The organism is Mesorhizobium sp. P2_F8 (genome assembly GCF_056403655.1).
This window is the reverse complement of record NZ_JBFUFB010000002.1, coordinates 40,965-57,424: the sequence shown is the minus strand read 5'-3', so window position 1 is coordinate 57,424 and position 16,460 is coordinate 40,965. Positions and strand designations below refer to the sequence as shown.

Below are 16,460 nucleotides of genomic sequence, written 5' to 3'. Positions count from 1 at the left end.
AGAAAGCTCCGGCCTTGGACGACACGGACAAAAGTCCGGTCCGGGATGACACGGAAAAAAGTCCGGTCGCAGAATCGGGAAAACATGCTTCCAATCTCCGTCAGGGAGCACTTTCGCCGACGCCTCACACCCCGTACGGCTCTTTTAGCCGGCCGTTAAGGGTAACTGTTACGGGCAAACTATGCCGTAATCCTTTTTCAACCATTAAGCTCCCACATGAACATGGCGGTTCAAAGGCTGTTTGGGACGCTCAGGTGGGTCGGCAGCCTGTGTGAACACGCCATTTGCCACCACAATTTCGGATTTGTTGCCGCACGCACGGGCGCTGTGTATTCAGGATGCCCGAGGAGAGTGCGTGATTCGTGTGGGCAGGCGACGAATCGATCGCTCGGCCATGAGTTATGAAATTTTGCAGGGATTTTCGCCGATGGCCGATCTGTTTGCCCTTTCCGCACCCGATCTGGCGGCACTTTTGTGCAGCCGGGTGTGCCACGACATCATCTCGCCGGTCGGCGCGATCAACAACGGGCTCGAACTGCTCGACGAAGGCGGCGCCGACGAGGACGCCATGAAGCTGATCCGCCAGAGCGCCCGCAACGCTTCTGCCCGCCTGCAGTTCGCCCGCATCGCTTTCGGCGCCGCCGGGTCGGCCGGCATGTTGATCGATACCGGCGATGCCGAAGCCGTCGCCATCGCCTTCCTCAAGAACGAGAAGCCGGAACTGAGCTGGAACGGGACCCGCGCGCTGCTGCCCAAGAACAAGGTCAAGCTGCTGCTCAACCTGCTCCTCGTCGCCAACGCCGCCATTCCGCGCGGCGGCAAGCTTTCCGTGACGCTGGAAAACCTCGAAACCGAGCCGCGTTTCGCGCTTGCGGCGAGCGGCCCGATGCTGCGCGTGCCGCCGAAATTCCTCGAGCTGCATTCCGGCCACAAGCCGGAGGAACCGATCGACGCGCATTCCGTGCAGCCCTATTACACGCTGCTCCTGGCGCGCGAAGCCAACATGACGATCTCGATCCACGCGACGCCGGAAGAAATCGTGCTTTCAGCCGCCTGAATCCACGTCATTTCCCTCGAGAAGCGAAGTATTCCGATCCGCAATACCTGCGGTGGCGCTTCGATCGAAGTGAGATGAGCTTCACCTGGCTGGTCGTGCCGAAGCATTGCGAAGAACAGCCCGCAAACGGCCTCTTTGCAAAAATTTTACCTAAACGCTTTTCGGCTTCTTTACCAGATCGGCGTATGGTGCCTTTCAGATGCCCCGACGCCACCGGATTGCCAACAGGCAAGAGGACCCGGAAATGAAACGCTGCATGTTCGTCGACGATTCAAGCGTCATCAGGAAGGTTGCAAAACGCATCCTGGGCGGCTCCGACATGGTTGTCATCGAGGCAGCCAGCGGCCTTGACGCGCTGGAGATGTGCGCGGCCGACATGCCCGACATCATCGTCGTCGACGGCGCCTTGCCGGACGTGGCGGCGGTCGATCTCATCCGCCGCGTGCGCGCCATGGAGAGCCCGATAAGGCCGCAGATCCTGATTTCACTGGTCGAGCTCGATATCGCTTCGATCATGCGGGCCAAGCGCGCCGGCGCCCAGGGCTATCTCCTGAAGCCGTTCAATCGGCCGCAACTGCTCGAGCGTTTTCGCACCTTGAAAATCGCCGCCTGATTCGGGCGGCCTAGAGCAATCTTCGAGGAAAAATGTGTAGCATTTTCCGTCCAAAATTGCGTCAAAACAAATAGTTATCAGCCCATCACGAAAAAACCCGGCCGGAGCCGGGTTTTTTGTCGAAGAAAAGTTCTGCTCGCCGCTCAGGCGCTGACGCGGATGTCTTCCGGTTCGCGCAGCACATAGCCGCGACCCCAGACCGTCTCGATGTAATTCTGGCCGCCGGATGCCGCGTCGAGCTTCTTGCGCAGCTTGCAGATGAAGACGTCGATGATCTTCAGCTCGGGCTCGTCCATGCCCCCATAGAGGTGATTGAGGAACATTTCCTTGGTCAGTGTGGTGCCCTTGCGCAGCGAGAGCAGCTCCAGCATCTGATATTCCTTGCCGGTGAGGTGCACGCGCTGGCCGCCGACTTCAACGGTCTTGGCGTCGAGGTTGACCACCAGGTCGCCGGTAGTGATGACCGACTGGGCATGGCCCTTGGAGCGCCGCACGATGGCATGAATGCGGGCGACCAGCTCATCCTTATGGAACGGCTTGGTCATGTAGTCGTCGGCGCCGAAGCCGAGGCCGCGTACCTTGTCCTCGATGCCGGCCATGCCGGAGAGGATGAGGATCGGCGTTTTCACCTTGGACAGGCGAAGCGTTCTCAAGACTTCATAGCCCGACATGTCAGGCAGGTTGAGATCGAGAAGGATGATGTCGTAGTCGTAGAGCTTGCCTAGATCGACACCCTCTTCACCGAGATCGGTCGTGTAGACATTGAAACTTTCCGATTTCAGCATCAGTTCGATGCTTTGTGCGGTTGCACTGTCATCTTCTATCAGCAGAACACGCATTTCATTCCCCTTTTCTGCTACCGGACCATTTCACGACCCGTCCGGACCCGGAGCAGTGGTTGCCTTGTGCAGAGGCTGCCATCAAATGGTTAACAAAACCTAATTTCCCGTCGAGTAAGGTACCAGATTTTTTAACCTCTTTCTACACCCTCTTGAATCTAATAACGAATCCCAGAACCAAATTCCTAATGCAACACATTAACAACCTGGACTAAGCGACTCCAGAGACTCATTGACGCGGCTCCCGCATCAGCGGCCGGAATTTTTACCCGGCCTTAAGTCCTGAGCCGTATGATTAACAATGCCCGTAAACGAATGGTTACCGCCGGCAAAAAACTTTAGGGTTTTGTTTCCTATAGTTCGGGGAAAGCCGGTGGACACGGGCAAGGCCTGGGCCTTTCCAGGCGGTTTGGACGATATGTGCGGGTGTGCGTTTCCGGGAGTACCGAATCATGAAGTCACGTGAAAACCTCGTTCGGCTGAAACAGTTTCAGGTGAATGAGAAGCGGCGGCAGCTGCTGCAGCTCGACATGATGATCGCCGAGTTCGAACGCATGGCCGTCGAACTGGAGCTTCAGATCACCGCCGAAGAAAAGAAAGCCGGCATCACCGACATCAACCATTTTGCCTATCCGACCTTTGCCAAGGCGGCGCGTTTACGTCGCGACAACCTTAGAAATTCGCAAAGCGACCTCGCCCACCAGCGAAGCACTGCCGAATCATTACTCGGCGAAGCTGAAGCGGAGCTTTCCAAGGCTGAGATGCTCGAATCACGCGACACCAAGATTCGCGAGGCCGAGGTCGGCGGCCGCAGCGCCATGATCGGCTGAAGTCCGGCCTGTCCGCGACGTCGGCGCTTGCCGGCGAGCGCAAAATCCCGCTTCCGGCCTTTGCCGGACGGCTACGAAAGACTCGGATCGAAGCTAGGCGGCCCAGTCGCCCTCATTTACAGCAGTCGCCCGCGCCCTGGCTTCCTTGATGTCCGGCGCATGCTGTTCCGACCACGACCTGATCTGGTTGAGCAGTCCCGCCAGGTTCTGGCCAAGCTCGGTCAATTCATATTCGACGCGCGGCGGAATGACCGGGAAGATCTCGCGCCGCACCAGACCGTCGCGCTCAAGCACGCGCAATGTCTGCGTCAGCATCTTCGGCGTGATGCCTTCGAGCTTGCGGGCAAGCTCGCCGTTGCGCAACCGGCCTTTGCGCAGCGCGCAAACCACCAGATAGACCCATTTGCTGGCCAGCATCTCGAGCACGGTGTGCGAAGCACACGTCCGCCGGTACGCATCATAGCCGAATGGAGATTGGTCATCACTATCCATAGGGTACCTATATATCAATGAGGTACATACTGGACAAGAGACTATTACTATCCAGATGATAGTGGCACCAACCAAGCAGGAGACATCCCATGCGTGCCGTTATCCAGAATTCCGTCGGCGGACCCGACGTCCTGGTCATTGCCAATCAGCCCGACCCTACGCCAAAGGCCGGCGAGGTGCTGGTCCGTGTCAAGGCAGCCGGCATCAATCCGGTCGATGGCTCCGTCCGCGCCGGCTATTACCCCCTGCTAGGCAAACCACCCTTCATCCTGGGCTGGGATATCTCGGGAACCATCGAGGCGCTGGGCGCCGGCGTCACCGGCTTCAAGGTCGGCGACGAGGTGTTCGGCATGCCGCGCTTCCCCAAGCAGGCCGCCGCTTACGCCGAACTGGCGGCTGTGCCAGCCGATGAAATCGCGCTGAAGCCGAAGGGCGCCGACCACATCGAGGCAGGCGCATTGCCGCTGGCCGGCCTCACCGCCTGGCAGGGCTTGGTCCGCCATGGCGGGCTGAAATCAGGCCAGCGCGTGCTGATCCACGCGGCAGCCGGCGGCGTTGGCCATCTGGCGGTGCAGATCGCCAAGGCGCGAGGCGCCTACGTCATCGCCACCGCCAGCCCGCAAAAGCTCGATTTCGTCCGCTCGCTCGGCGCCGATGAGGTTCTCGATTATACCAAGGGCGATTTCGCCGACACGGTTGGCGACATTGATCTCGTGCTGGAGCCGATTGGCGGCGACCATGCCGATCGTTCGCTGAAGGTGGTCAGGAACGGCGGCGTGCTGGTGTCTTTGCTGAACGTGAATGACGCCACCAGGGCGCAGGCCAGCGCGCGCGACATAAGGGTCGAGCGCATGTCGGTAGTGCCTGACCGCCAAGGCCTGCTGGAACTTGCCCGGTTGATCGATGCCAAAAAGCTCGCCGTCCATGTGGCGAAAAGCTTCCCGCTCGAGCAGGCAGGTGCGGCGCACGCCTTTCTTGCCACCAAGCCGATCGGCAAAGTGGTGCTGACGGCCTGAGCGCCAAAAAGACTCGCTTTAAAACAAAAGGGCGCGGAGTGCCGCGCCCTTTGATCTTTGTTCTGACCGGCTCGATCTCAGTGTTTGAGCAGGATCTTTTCCGAAAACCGGATTCCACTTTTCGGGATGATGCCCTAATGCCGGTATTGCTGGATGCGCGTGGTGCGCAGACCGGCAAGGCCATATTCGTCGATCGACGCCTGCCAGGACAGGAATTCCTCGGTGGTGAGCTTGTAGCGCTGGCATGCCTCTTCAAGGCTCAAAAGCCCGCCGCGCACCGCCGCAACCACTTCCGCCTTACGCCGGATAACCCAGCGACGTGTATTCGTCGGCGGCAGATCGGCAATCGTAAGAGGGCTGCCGTCAGGCCCGATAACATATTTGACTCTCGGTCTAACCAGATCGGTCATCGTACTCTCTACAAAAAACTCAAAGACCCAATCCCCGCCACGTTACCGCCACAGCTTTAAAAATTGCCTAAGCAGACCCTAATGACTAGGTAAGGATCATGAACGCCGCGTTAGTCTTTTCGTCGGCATTTGAAACATCAGCCGGGAAGCGCAGCAGCGGCGCGGAAAAATCTCTCAATCCGCCGGAACCGGTCGCTGCCTGTCGATCGGCCCTGCAAGCTGGCGTAGCCGGAAAGCTTGACCTATATTCGCGTCATTGGCATTCAGGCGCCGCGCAGAACGAAAGAACCATGAACAGCCTCGATCTTCCCGGACGTCCCGAAAACACCCGCATCGTCGTCGCCATGTCGGGCGGTGTTGATTCATCGGTCGTCGCCGGCCTATTGAAGCGCGAGGGCTATGACGTCGTCGGCGTCACCTTGCAGCTCTACGACCATGGCGCGGCAACCCACAGGGCCGGTTCATGCTGCGCCGGGCAGGACATCGATGATGCGCGCCGAGTGTCGGAGACGCTCGGCATTCCCCACTATGTGCTCGACTACGAGGAACGCTTCCGCAAGGCGGTCATCGATCCCTTTGCTGAAAGCTACGTCGCCGGCGAGACGCCGATCCCGTGCGTTTCCTGCAACCAGACGGTGAAGTTCGCCGATCTTCTGGCCACCGCCAAGGAGCTTGGCGCCGACGCGCTGGCCACCGGCCATTATATCCGCTCCGGCGCCAATGGCGCCCACCGCGCGCTTTTCCGGCCGGTCGACGCCGACCGCGACCAGAGCTATTTCCTGTTTGCCACCACACAGGCGCAGATCGACTATCTGCGCTTCCCGCTCGGTGGCCTGTCGAAGCCGCAGGTTCGCGCCATCGCCGAGGAGATGGGGCTAACGGTTGCCGCCAAGCAGGACAGCCAGGACATCTGCTTCGTGCCGCAGGGCAAATATTCCGATATCATCGCCAAGCTGAAGCCGGCTGCTGCCAATCCGGGCGACATCGTCCACATCGACGGCCGCGTGCTCGGCCGCCACGAGGGCATCCTGCGCTACACGATCGGCCAGCGCCGCGGCATCGGCATCGCTTCCGGCGAGCCGCTTTACGTTGTCCATCTCGACGCCGACCGCGCCCGCGTCGTGGTCGGCCCGCGCGAGGCGCTTGAGACGCACAAGATCTATCTGCGCAACATGAACTGGCTGGGCGACGGGCCGCTGGCCGATGTCCCCGCCGGTGGCCTGGAGCTGTTCGCCAAGGTCCGTTCGACCCGCCCGCCCCGCCCTGCCGTGCTGCATCACCGCGCTGGCGCCACATGGGTGGAACTGGTCGACGGCGAGTCCGGCATCGCGCCCGGACAGGCCTGTGTGCTCTATTCCGATGACGGCAACGAGGCGCGTGTGTTCGGCGGCGGCTTCATCGAGCGTTCGGAGCGTGGCGCCGAGGCCGAGGCCATGCTGACGCGGCTTTCCGCCAGGCCGGCGCAGATCCCCGCCGAGTAATCCGCTACCCGCTCAGTGACTGTTTCGGAATTCGCGCCGGCGAGTGACAGAGTCCAAACGGTCTCTCAGGAATTGGGCGTGGTATGCGTGACCGTCCCCGCGGTCAGGATGCGCAGCACCCTGATCGCTTCCTCGCCGCTGGTGCGCGGCTCGGCCCGTGTTTCGATGCACTGGATGAAATGCTCCAGCTCACGCGTCAGCGGCATGCCCTGGGCAACCGCGACATAGGACGGCTCATTGGTGGTGAAGGCCCATTGGCCGCTGTCCTGCCACACAGCGTGGCGGTAGACGGCAAGCTTGCGTTCCCATGGTTCGACGTCGTCGAACACCGCCATCGCCTTGGTGCCGACCACGGTCAGCCGCCGCTCGCGATAAGGATTGAGCCGCGAGGTGAAGAGATGGCTGCGCAGGCCGTTGGGAAAGCGCATGTGCAGATGCGCGAAGTCGCTGAGATTGTCGAGCAGGGCAGCGCCCTCGCCGCGCACCTCGATCGGCTCGGTGCCGGTAATCGCCAGGATCATCGACAAATCGTGCGGGGCAAGGTCCCACAGCGCGTCGTTCTCGGTGTGGAACTTGCCGAGGCCGAGCCGATGCGAATGGATGTAGCGGACTTCGCCGAGTTCGCCCTTGTCGATCAGCCCCTTCAGCGTCTCGAAGGCGGGATGAAAACGCAAGACATGGCCGACCATGAAGACGCGGCCATTGTCCTTGGCCGCCTGCACCGCGCGCTCGGCGTCCGGCACCGTCAGCGCGATCGGCTTCTCCACCAGCACGTCCTTGCCGCTCTCGGAGGCGCGCACCGCGAGGTCGGCATGGAATTGCGGCGGCAACGCCATGACGATGGCGTCGATATCGTCACGGACGAACAGCTGGTCGGGCTCGATCGCCAGGCAATCCTGCTCGCTGGCGAAGCCTTCGGCGCGAGCCCGGTTGGCGTCGGACACCGCGTGCAACGCGCCGAGCGCCTTGAGGGTGCGGATGTGGTTGCTGCCCCAGTATCCGCAACCGAGGACTGCAATGCGCGGTTTCATCTGTTTCAACTCTTAAAACTCGTGGCCGAGACATAGCGACGTGCCCCTACGAACTCAACCCCGGCGGCAGCAACCAAATGTCTGCGCGGCAAAGCTTTTCGACAATGACAATAAGCCGGCGCGCCGGTTGCTTCGAAGCTTGACAGGCTCGCCCTCCCAACCTTATATCCGCGCGACCTTGGCGAACGCCCCCGACATGCCTTTCGATTTAAGGCGGATTTCGGGCCTTTCGCCGCCCTGGCGGGGTAGCTCAGTTGGTTAGAGCACGGGAATCATAATCCTGGGGTCGGGGGTTCAAGTCCCTCTCCCGCTACCACCTTCAAAGTCCAAACAATTCTCCGGTCGCCGCACGGTTTCCCGAAAGCCCAGCGTTTGCGGGGTGTGCAGCCGAAAGCCGGGGAATGCGGAAACGACGTTCTTCCCCAAAACGCTCTCTGAATGCCCATTATTCTCCAAAGCTGGGGAGTAGCCCTAAAAATCCCTAGGTTTTGACGACAGCAATATCAATGCTTTAGCGCCGGCCTTGCTGCGGCAGTTTGCGGTTCGCTCGCCTGTCAAAAACGACCACAACCATACCATCGCTAGGCCTGGCTTGCGCCATGAGCGGGCGCTTGGCGGCATCGGGGTCGCGGGCCGACTGTCCGCTCATGGGCGTCGAGGGTTGAATAGCTGCCGTAAAGCGGCTGAACTCGACGGCGGCTTCTGGCTCAGAGCGGACGCTCACGCTGTCAAGCTACCATGGCTATCCTTGATCTAGGAGGTCGGAACCTTGCGGCTCACTGACACTGCTAAGGGGCACTCTGCACGAATTGCAGACAATCTTAGGACCGCTTTCGATCATCCGCCACGCCGCCCATGTTCTGAACAGCTAATGTGATCGACCTCTCCGCGAAAACAGTTCAGCAGTGATTTCGTCTCTGTCTCCACCATGGCTAGCGATCAAAGCCAGCGCTTCCTGGCGGCTGATGTTGCCGAGCTTCATGAGGTACGGAACCTCAAACGTTCTCTTCTTGAGGCGCCATTCTGGCACGCGCCGTATTGCCCTTTTTGGCGCTGCTGTTGTTCCATCTTGACGCATCATTTTTCACTCCTCCCTGATATGATGATGCCGCCGCAATTTCCGTGCCACGTCCCGCTTGGCCTGGTGTCGCCGATAGTCTTAGTTGCGCAGCTGCTAATATGCTCATAACTTAGGCAGCGCGGGGGACGATCCCAAAAAAACGCCCGATCCCAGTGGCCGGTGTGGCCGCCAGCATCCCAAAATAGCCCAGCCGCACCGGCCATTCTTCAATACGTGAAACGCGCCGGAGCGGCGCTTCTAACGCCCCAACGGCTGCTTTGAAAGCGATACCAACTCCGTCTCGTCAGTCACGCCGGCCATGTAATTCGCGATGATCCGAGACGCGAGTGCGTCCCTCGCAGGAGTCGGCTGGTCGGCGACCTTGAGCTGCTCGAAAACTCGTCCTAACAAGGCCAATTCGGACGGGTCAAAAATACCGGCTTCCGTAGCTTTTTGTCGAATAGGCGATCATGCTCCCCACTCTCCCTTAAATAAGCTTTGGCTAAAATAGTTCCGGAACCTTTACCGTGGTCGGTGGTTCGAGCGTCCATGACGAAGCTCTCGGAACTCGGGCCGCCCATCGTCGGCCGACGCCACGGCGATCAGCCAAAGGATGATATTGACCCCTTTCACATGTGCCCGGTATGTGGACAGACGGTCAACCGGCGCGATTTGAGGCGAGTCATCTGGCACGATGAGCCAAGGCACGAGCCATTGGAGATGGACGCGTAAAGCCCTGCAAGAGGCCTTCGAATGACGACCGATAGCCAAGCCTTCCCGACTTTTACCATGGAAGAACTCGCGCCACCCGGAACGAGCCGTGTCGGCCGCGGTCGAGATCGTAGTCCGATCTTTCATTCCGTCGGTGCCGGCATCAGATCGAGCCGCGGGACAAATTCCTCCAGCGAGTCGTCAATCAGCGGGGGTTCCTCCTCAGCCTCCTGCTTGGGCTCGACCATCAGGAGACCAACGACGACCAGTGCCAGAGAGGCCCATGTCACAGCTGGTATGGCCTCTCCAAGCAAAAGCATACTCCAGCCTATGCCGGCTGCTGTCCCCGCGTAGGCGTTTTGGCTGGCAAAGACGGCACCGGTGCTGGAGATCAACAGGATGAAGAGCAGCATCGCCAAATTGCCGGCGGCAGCCATCAGCACGACGATGACGCCAAGCCGACCGGTCAAGAGATCGAACGGTATGAAGTCCTGATAAAAGACGGCAAGCGGAATCAGCATCAAAACCGAGACAACGAGCGTGATGCCGAAAAGCGCGACGTTATCGATATTGGCGGGTTTGGACTCCGCGAGGTAGATATCCTCGGTCGCGTAAGTGACGGGGATTACAAGGGCAATGACAAGCCACAGCCAACTGGTGGCCATTTCCCCGGGCTCTCCGTAGAGAAGTATGATGCAGATGCCGACGAGACCCAAACCAAGCCCTAAAAAACGCTTCAAATTCGGCGCTTCGGTCCGCATCAGGGCGGCGAACAAAAAGACTGCAAATCCCTCGAGTACGATGACAATGGAGACGATAGAAGCTGGAAGCTTGCTTGCCACCCAATACACAAGGACCTGGTTGATCACGGAGCTGATAAACGCAAAACCAAGGATGAACTTCCACTCCGCCCGCGTGAGATCCTTGAGATTCGGCATTGTCCTACGCTTCACGCTTATCCCAATGCAGAACACAGCTCCAATAACGTCAATAAGGATTGCCAGTCCGACCGGATGAGCCTCGACGAGCGAAGCCATCTTGGAAAGCGGCACAACCACGCCCCATAACCCGCCACATGCCAGCAGCAGTAAAGCGCCACGAAAAGTGCGGATGTTCTGCCGCATCTTTCGTTCGCGCTCGTAGACCTTCTGAGCCATTGTCGCGAACACCGTGGCGAGCTTGCCGAGACCATCTGTACGGCCTGCGACATCGCGGATGCCGAGCTTCGAAGGATTGAACCGCCCGGTCTCCAGGGTGGCGGCCGCCCTGGTCAGCTTGGCCACCTGCCGCAGATATTCCGTTTCAACGTCGCGGAGTCTTTTCTTCTCAATGCAGGTCGCAACGCGTGCCTTGAGGAGAGCGAGTTCAAAGTTCTTGGGCAGAAAGTCCTCGGCACCAAGCTCAATCGCCTTGACGACGCTGCTCATCTCATCATCGAGCGCTGAGATCACGATGACCGGCACATCCCGCGTCCTGGACGACGCCTTGAGGCTCTTGAGCACCTCGAAGCCGTCCATCACGGGCATGATAATGTCGAGAAGAATGAGATCGAAGCTTTCGCCAGCAAGCCGGTCGAGAGCCTCGCGGCCACTCTCAACCGCCTCGGCTTGATGTCCGAGTGCTTCGACCGACTTCTTGAGCTTGATTCTTATGGTCCGGGAGTCGTCTACTATGAGGATCTTGCCAGGGTTACGCACGACGTCCTCCCAGACCGAAAATCTCTCGAAGCTCCGTGACAGCCAAGTCGAAGGCGTCCTGCGCGCTGTCGATCTGCTGCAAATCCGGCTGTTCCCGACTTTCGCAGCGCCGCTCCAGTCGAGCGCAGATTTCGGCGAGGTCGATAGCCCCCATGTCCCTGGCATTGGATTTGAGAGAATGCGCGGCCCTGCGGGTGGCAGCCAAATCCGAGGCCGCAACAGAAGCCTGCAGGTCTTGCATGATGGAAGGCCCTTCTTCGAGGAAGGACTCCACCAGTTCTACCAGATCGGCTTCCTCGCCACCTACAAGCTCGCGAAGCTTTGCAAGCGCCTCTCTTTCGATAGCCAAAACGACCCCCAAATGCGCCGCTATCTCCTGGCTCCTCAGCCCGTGACCGCGAACTTTTCCCGTTTGTTATTGAAGTGATATCGAAAATCGAACCGCTTCCCGAGATTATCAATGTCCCCTTGTGCTCAAGAAGCTAAATGTCGCAGCAATTCTAATTTAGTGATAGCTCATAATTCGAAAACAATGCCGCCACGGAGCCTGGGGTTGTTGCGCCAGCCGCCTAATTTGCCTCTTCACCGCTTGGTGTGCCGGGCACCGCGAAATCCTTTGCTGCGCCAGCGGGTCTGCGCCCACCAGACACTACCGCCTTGTTCAACGAGGCGATGAGGTCCTCGACGCGTAGCGGCTTGCTGAGATAGTCGTCCATGCCGGCGTCCAGATACCTTTCCCTATCGCCGGCCATGGCGTTGGCGGTGAGGGCCACGATAAACGGCTGACGCGCATCCTGGATACCAGACGCCCGGATCAATCTTGTCGCCGCAAGACCGTCCATGTCCGGCATTTCGATATCCATCAAAATGACGTCGTGGCTGCCTTGCGTGTATGTGGATACCGCCGACCGGCCGTCGATTGCCAGGTCCGGTCGGTAACCAAGGCGCTCCAACACTTTGAAGCCAAGCTTTCTATTGGTGTTGTTGTCATCGACAAGCAGTATGCGAAGCGGAAACTTTTCCGCCATCGAACTATCTAGGGCCGGTCCCTTCGGCTGATCGGTCCGGGCGGGTCGCACAGGAGCCTCCGCAAAGACTGACATGAAAGCATTGAGGAGTGGCGAGGGCTTGATCGGCTTGGGAAGCATGGCCGCGAATTTGATGCTTTCGATGTCCGCCTTGTTCCTCTCATCGAGGGGTACGAGGGAACTCAACAATATCAATGGCAGATCACCGCTTTGACCAAGCCCACGTAATCGTTTGGCCAGTTCAATACCGTCCATCTCTGGCATGTTCATGTCGAGCACGACGGCGTCATAATGTTGGCCGCTTGCAATCCTGTCGAATGCGTTAAGCGGCGATTCGGTTGTATGTGGCACCATGGCCCAGGATTGGGCCTGCAGAGATAGGATTCGCCGGTTGGTTGCGTTGTCGTCCACGATCAGCAACCGTTTGCCCGCGAGTTCAACTTTGGCCACGGACATTTGCGCCTGCCTAGGAGCGGGCGCAGCGGCGGCGCGGATCGTGAAGAAGAATGTTGTACCGGCCCCTTCAACACTTTCCACCCATACTTGCCCACCCATCAGTTCTGCCAGGCGTTTGCTAATCGCCAACCCTAGCCCCGTCCCGCCGTAGCGCCGCGTCGTCGAGGCATCTACCTGGCTGAATGACTTGAACAAGCGATCCAATCGGTCCTCGGGAATACCGATGCCGGTATCGCGTACTGAAAACTGCAGGGTGGACAACCCCTCCGCGCTTCCGCTGTGGGCTGCGCCCGCACCCTCAGTTGCGTGCGGAACTTTCATCACCGATAGTACGATTTCACCTCGTTCGGTGAATTTCACGGCATTGTTGAGGATGTTAAGCAAGATCTGTCGCAGCCTCGTGCTGTCTGCGACAATCCCGTCGGGAGTACCGGGCTCCACCAGGTAGGCAAGGTCGAGCCCCTTCTCCGCGGTCTTGGAGGCTACGAGGTCAATCGCGCTCTCAAGGCATTCCCGCAGTTCGAAGGGCCTTGGATCGAGCTCCAGCTTGCCAGCCTCAACTTTGGAAAAATCAAGTATATCATTAATGATCGTTAGCAGCGCCTCCCCGCTGTGGCTGATCGTCTCGCTGATCTCGCGTTGTTCGGGGTCAAGGTTTGTACCGAGCAGCAAGTTGCTCATTCCGATCACGCCGTTCATTGGTGTGCGGATTTCGTGGCTCATGGTCGCCAGAAAAGAACTCTTCGCCTCATTTGCCGCCTCGGCCGCCTCCTTTGCTTGCTGCAGCGCAAGGGATAGCTGTTTGAGCTCAGTAAATAGCTGCGCGTTATGCAGGGCAGCACCGGCATTGGCGGCAATGGTGGAAAGCAAGCGGAGCGAGTCGTCGGTAAATATTCCCTCCCGGGTAGTGCTCTGCACGCTGATCACTCCTAGCGTGCCTTGCGCCGTCTTGATCGGAACTCCCAGATAGGACAAGGCATCCTTGCCGACGGGGGTAGCCCCGATCTGAGCACCGCGTTCTGCAACATCCTGATTGATAAGCAGCGGGTGGCCAGTTTCTATGATCTTGCTTGTCAGCCCTTCACCGAGGGTTAGCGTATTGAAGGCCTCGCCAAACTGATAGGGGAAATGGATTAGCTTGGTTTCCGGGTCGAGCAGAGCGACATAGACGATATCTGCATCGAAGATTTCCTGCATCTGGTCGCCGATCAGCTGGATCGTGCTTTCGAGTTCGGATTCCGCAATCAGCGCCTGGCTGACCGTGCTGATAGCACCAAGCTCGGCGGCGCGGGCCTCGGTCACTCGTAGCAGGCGCTGTGTTTCGTTAAATAGGCGGGCATTGGCAATGGCGACCCCCATGTTGGAGGCGACCGTCTGCAGAAGGCGTACGTCATTTTCGTCAAACGCATTCTCCAGGTAGCTCTGTACACTGATAACCCCCAGCGTTTTTTCGCCAGACTTGATGGGTACACCTATGTAAGATGCAGTCCTGTCTCCTTCGTTTGGAAAGTACGCGCCAATCTCTCTTCCTTTCGCGAGGGTCTGAAAGACCAACGGCCGCCCTGTTTCTATAATTTTGGACGCTACACCGATGCCGAATGGAAATGGATCAATTACTCTATATTGCCTGAAGTACGCATAAGGGACATGGATCAGGCCGGATTCGCTGTCGTGCAACAAGATTTCGCTGACCTCGGTGCCGAAGGCCTCCCGCACCTTGTCGCCTACGAGGCGAATGACCGTGTCCAGATCCAGCGACTGCGTCATGGCCTCGCCGACGTTATTGAGAATGGCTAGTTCTGCTGCGCGGTCCTCTGTTACTTTCAGCAAGCGCCGCGTCTCGGTGAAGAGCCTCGCCTTTTCAATTGCAATTGACGTCGCATTGCCGATCGTCGTGAGCAGGTTCACGTCCGATTCATTGAAGGCGTGCTCACGATCAAGGTTTTGCAGCGAGATGACGCCCTTGGCCTGTCCTTCGATGATCATCGGTACGAACAGGATCGACTTCGGCGCCTTTCCCTGCGCCACGCTCGGGTTGCCGTATTTCTCGGTCGCGGCGATGATCCCCTCATTGAGCAGCAATGGCTGCCCCGTCTCTAAGACATGCTTGCGAAAGCCAACGAGCGGGATCGGCTCATCGGGGAAGCGAACGTTCCGCTCGATCGCGTAGGGGAAATGCAGGAGGTTGTCGTCCGGGTTGAAAAGTCCGATATCCACCACCTGGGCGTCGAATATCTCATGGATCTTATCGCCGATCTGGTCATATATCGCCTGCATTTGCACATTGGAGACGAGCACCTCCTGAACGCCATTCACGAAGGCCAGTTCAGCGTTGCGGGCCTCCATCATTTTCAACAGGCGCTGGGTCTCATCGAACAGGTGGGCGTTGGCGATGGCGATGCCCATGCTGGATGACAGCCCCTGCAACAGACGCACATGATCTTCATTGAAGACATTCTTCTCGTAGCTCTGCACGCTGACTACACCCAGAATTCTGTCACCGGCGATGATCGGCACGCCCAGGTAGGATTCGGTCCTGTCCTCCTCGGTAGGTATGAGCGCGCCCAGGGCAACGTGTTGCTCAGTCGTACCCAATACCAATGGTTTGCCTGACGATATGACCTTTGACGTAAGCCCTTCGCCCATCGCAAATGGCTCGGGATCCTGATAGTCCTTGTAAAATGCATAGGGTACGGTGATCAGGTCAGACCTATCACTACGCAACAAGATTTCAGTAACGTCCGTTCCGAATATTTCGCGGACCTTATCGCCGACGATGCGAGTGACGGTCTTGACGTTCAGCGTCTTGGCCATTGCTTCGCCGACGCTGTTGAGGATCGCGAGTTCTTTTGCGCGCCCCTCCGAAACTTTCAGCAGGCGCTGCGTCTCATCGAAAAGACGAGCATTGGCGATGGCCACGCCCATGCTCGATGAGAGCCCCTGCAACAGACGGACATGATCTTCGTTGAACGCGTTTTTTTTGTAGCTCTGCACGCTCACAACGCCCAGAGTTTTGTCTCCGGCGATGATCGGCACGCCGATGTAGGATTCGGACCGCTCATCTTCGGTGAGGACAATGACACCCAGTTCAACCGCTTGCTCGAAGGTGTTGAGAATCTTCGGTTTACCCGAGAGGATAATTTGGGAAGTCAATCCTGCACCCAAAGGGAACGGTTCGACCTCCACATAGTCTCGATAAAACGAATAGGGGACACTGATCAAACCAGAGGCTTCATCGTGCAATAGGATTTCAGTGACGTCGGTTCCGAATATTTCTCGCACCTTATCACCGACAATACGAGTCACAGTCTTTACCGTCAATGTCTTCGACATTGCTTCGCCGACACTACCAAGGATTGCGAGTTCCTTTGTGCGCTCCTCAACTACTCTGAGTAGGCGCTGGTTTTCGACTGAAAGTTTATCAAGTTCAGTCGCTGCAGTGGCCTTTGCGATTTCCAGTTCGACTATTTTGCGGTTGGCGTCTCCTAGACGGCTCACGAGGTCCATTTCGACTAAGCTTGGCATTCGGCCTCTTCCCCAACAGACATCCCGCCGTTTGAGGGGAGCCTTGCTTGCCGCCTGAAGGATATTAGCAGATACTGTTACACGCCAATCGCCCGATTGACAGTGCCTTGCGTTCTGCCCCCCAATGACCTGCCTAAAGAGCACAGCGGCCATAACAGTTGAGCCGCGCCGATAATGCCTGTTCCGCTACAGGATAGCTTCCAGCCGGATGAGG

General features: G+C 58.5%; 14 protein-coding genes and 1 tRNA gene. 6 read left to right on the top strand and 9 right to left on the bottom strand.

All coding sequences use genetic code 11. The annotated features are described in order from the left end of the window. The first annotated feature begins 427 nt into the window (after positions 1-427). Positions 428-1,057, top strand: a complete 630-nt coding sequence (gene chpT, locus AC1DZP_RS03920) for a histidine phosphotransferase ChpT (protein WP_095091686.1) — start codon at positions 428-430, stop codon at positions 1,055-1,057. A gap of 244 nt (positions 1,058-1,301) precedes the next feature. After that, positions 1,302-1,670, top strand: a complete 369-nt coding sequence (locus AC1DZP_RS03915) for a response regulator (RefSeq protein WP_095090784.1) — start codon at positions 1,302-1,304, stop codon at positions 1,668-1,670. Positions 1,671-1,813: 143 nt separating this feature from the next. On the opposite strand, the gene ctrA is transcribed toward AC1DZP_RS03915, so the two are convergent. After that, on the bottom strand, positions 1,814-2,509 hold the full coding sequence (ctrA, locus tag AC1DZP_RS03910) for a response regulator transcription factor CtrA (RefSeq protein ID WP_006203583.1): 696 nt from the start codon (positions 2,507-2,509) through the stop codon (positions 1,814-1,816). A gap of 452 nt (positions 2,510-2,961) precedes the next feature. Between ctrA and AC1DZP_RS03905 the strand changes: the two genes are divergently transcribed. Then, the gene (locus AC1DZP_RS03905; RefSeq protein WP_095090783.1) at positions 2,962-3,339 is read left to right on the top strand and encodes a flagellar export protein FliJ; all 378 of its coding nucleotides are present in this window, start codon (positions 2,962-2,964) and stop codon (positions 3,337-3,339) included. Positions 3,340-3,432: 93 nt separating this feature from the next. Here the strand turns inward: AC1DZP_RS03905 and AC1DZP_RS03900 are convergent, their stop codons facing one another. Continuing rightward, complete coding sequence (locus tag AC1DZP_RS03900) at positions 3,433-3,831, bottom strand: winged helix-turn-helix transcriptional regulator (protein ID WP_477300241.1); 399 nt, start codon at positions 3,829-3,831, stop codon at positions 3,433-3,435. Positions 3,832-3,920: 89 nt separating this feature from the next. On the opposite strand from AC1DZP_RS03900, the gene AC1DZP_RS03895 reads away from it, so the two are divergent. Continuing rightward, positions 3,921-4,847, top strand: a complete 927-nt coding sequence (locus tag AC1DZP_RS03895) for an NADP-dependent oxidoreductase (protein WP_477300239.1) — start codon at positions 3,921-3,923, stop codon at positions 4,845-4,847. 134 nt (positions 4,848-4,981) lie between these two features. Here the strand turns inward: AC1DZP_RS03895 and sciP are convergent, their stop codons facing one another. After that, entirely contained in the window at positions 4,982-5,257 is a 276-nt protein-coding gene (gene sciP, locus AC1DZP_RS03890; protein ID WP_006203587.1) for a CtrA inhibitor SciP, read from the bottom strand. Positions 5,258-5,547: 290 nt separating this feature from the next. On the opposite strand from sciP, the gene mnmA reads away from it, so the two are divergent. After that, on the top strand, positions 5,548-6,738 hold the full coding sequence (gene mnmA, locus AC1DZP_RS03885; RefSeq protein WP_477228265.1) for a tRNA 2-thiouridine(34) synthase MnmA: 1,191 nt from the start codon (positions 5,548-5,550) through the stop codon (positions 6,736-6,738). Between the two features lie 65 nt (positions 6,739-6,803). Here the strand turns inward: mnmA and AC1DZP_RS03880 are convergent, their stop codons facing one another. Further along, a complete protein-coding gene (locus AC1DZP_RS03880; protein WP_095081773.1) occupies positions 6,804-7,769 on the bottom strand; it encodes a Gfo/Idh/MocA family protein in 966 nt (321 codons plus the stop codon). Positions 7,770-8,008: 239 nt separating this feature from the next. On the opposite strand from AC1DZP_RS03880, the gene AC1DZP_RS03875 reads away from it, so the two are divergent. Beyond that, positions 8,009-8,085, top strand: a tRNA-Met gene (locus AC1DZP_RS03875). Positions 8,086-8,637: 552 nt separating this feature from the next. Here the strand turns inward: AC1DZP_RS03875 and AC1DZP_RS03870 are convergent. From AC1DZP_RS03870 to AC1DZP_RS03850, 5 genes are all read right to left on the bottom strand, one after another. Then, positions 8,638-8,850, bottom strand: a complete 213-nt coding sequence (locus AC1DZP_RS03870; RefSeq protein ID WP_477300237.1) for a hypothetical protein — start codon at positions 8,848-8,850, stop codon at positions 8,638-8,640. Positions 8,851-9,087: 237 nt separating this feature from the next. Then, positions 9,088-9,291 carry a hypothetical protein gene (locus AC1DZP_RS03865; RefSeq protein ID WP_477301144.1) on the bottom strand — a complete coding sequence of 68 codons (204 nt, stop codon included), beginning with the start codon at positions 9,289-9,291 and terminating at the stop codon, positions 9,088-9,090. A gap of 392 nt (positions 9,292-9,683) precedes the next feature. Next, positions 9,684-11,237 (bottom strand): response regulator, encoded by a 1,554-nt coding sequence (locus tag AC1DZP_RS03860; protein ID WP_477300235.1) that lies wholly within the window; start codon positions 11,235-11,237, stop codon positions 9,684-9,686. Further along, the gene (locus AC1DZP_RS03855) at positions 11,230-11,586 is read right to left on the bottom strand and encodes an Hpt domain-containing protein (RefSeq protein ID WP_477228301.1); all 357 of its coding nucleotides are present in this window, start codon (positions 11,584-11,586) and stop codon (positions 11,230-11,232) included. The genes AC1DZP_RS03860 and AC1DZP_RS03855 overlap by 8 nt, the downstream gene beginning before the upstream one ends. Before the next feature lie 220 nt (positions 11,587-11,806). Continuing rightward, the gene (locus AC1DZP_RS03850; RefSeq protein ID WP_477300233.1) at positions 11,807-16,246 is read right to left on the bottom strand and encodes a GAF domain-containing protein; all 4,440 of its coding nucleotides are present in this window, start codon (positions 16,244-16,246) and stop codon (positions 11,807-11,809) included. Positions 16,247-16,460 lie beyond the last annotated feature (214 nt).

Coding starts and splice junctions, on each gene's coding strand:
- AC1DZP_RS03900 (WP_477300241.1), bottom strand. CDS start 3,831: ATGGATAGTGATGACCAATCTCCATTCGGCTATGATGCGTACCGGCGG.
- AC1DZP_RS03915 (WP_095090784.1), top strand. CDS start 1,302: ATGAAACGCTGCATGTTCGTCGACGATTCAAGCGTCATCAGGAAGGTT.
- ctrA (WP_006203583.1), bottom strand. CDS start 2,509: ATGCGTGTTCTGCTGATAGAAGATGACAGTGCAACCGCACAAAGCATC.
- AC1DZP_RS03895 (WP_477300239.1), top strand. CDS start 3,921: ATGCGTGCCGTTATCCAGAATTCCGTCGGCGGACCCGACGTCCTGGTC.
- sciP (WP_006203587.1), bottom strand. CDS start 5,257: ATGACCGATCTGGTTAGACCGAGAGTCAAATATGTTATCGGGCCTGAC.
- AC1DZP_RS03905 (WP_095090783.1), top strand. CDS start 2,962: ATGAAGTCACGTGAAAACCTCGTTCGGCTGAAACAGTTTCAGGTGAAT.
- AC1DZP_RS03880 (WP_095081773.1), bottom strand. CDS start 7,769: ATGAAACCGCGCATTGCAGTCCTCGGTTGCGGATACTGGGGCAGCAAC.
- AC1DZP_RS03870 (WP_477300237.1), bottom strand. CDS start 8,850: ATGATGCGTCAAGATGGAACAACAGCAGCGCCAAAAAGGGCAATACGG.
- AC1DZP_RS03850 (WP_477300233.1), bottom strand. CDS start 16,246: ATGCCAAGCTTAGTCGAAATGGACCTCGTGAGCCGTCTAGGAGACGCC.
- mnmA (WP_477228265.1), top strand. CDS start 5,548: ATGAACAGCCTCGATCTTCCCGGACGTCCCGAAAACACCCGCATCGTC.
- chpT (WP_095091686.1), top strand. CDS start 428: ATGGCCGATCTGTTTGCCCTTTCCGCACCCGATCTGGCGGCACTTTTG.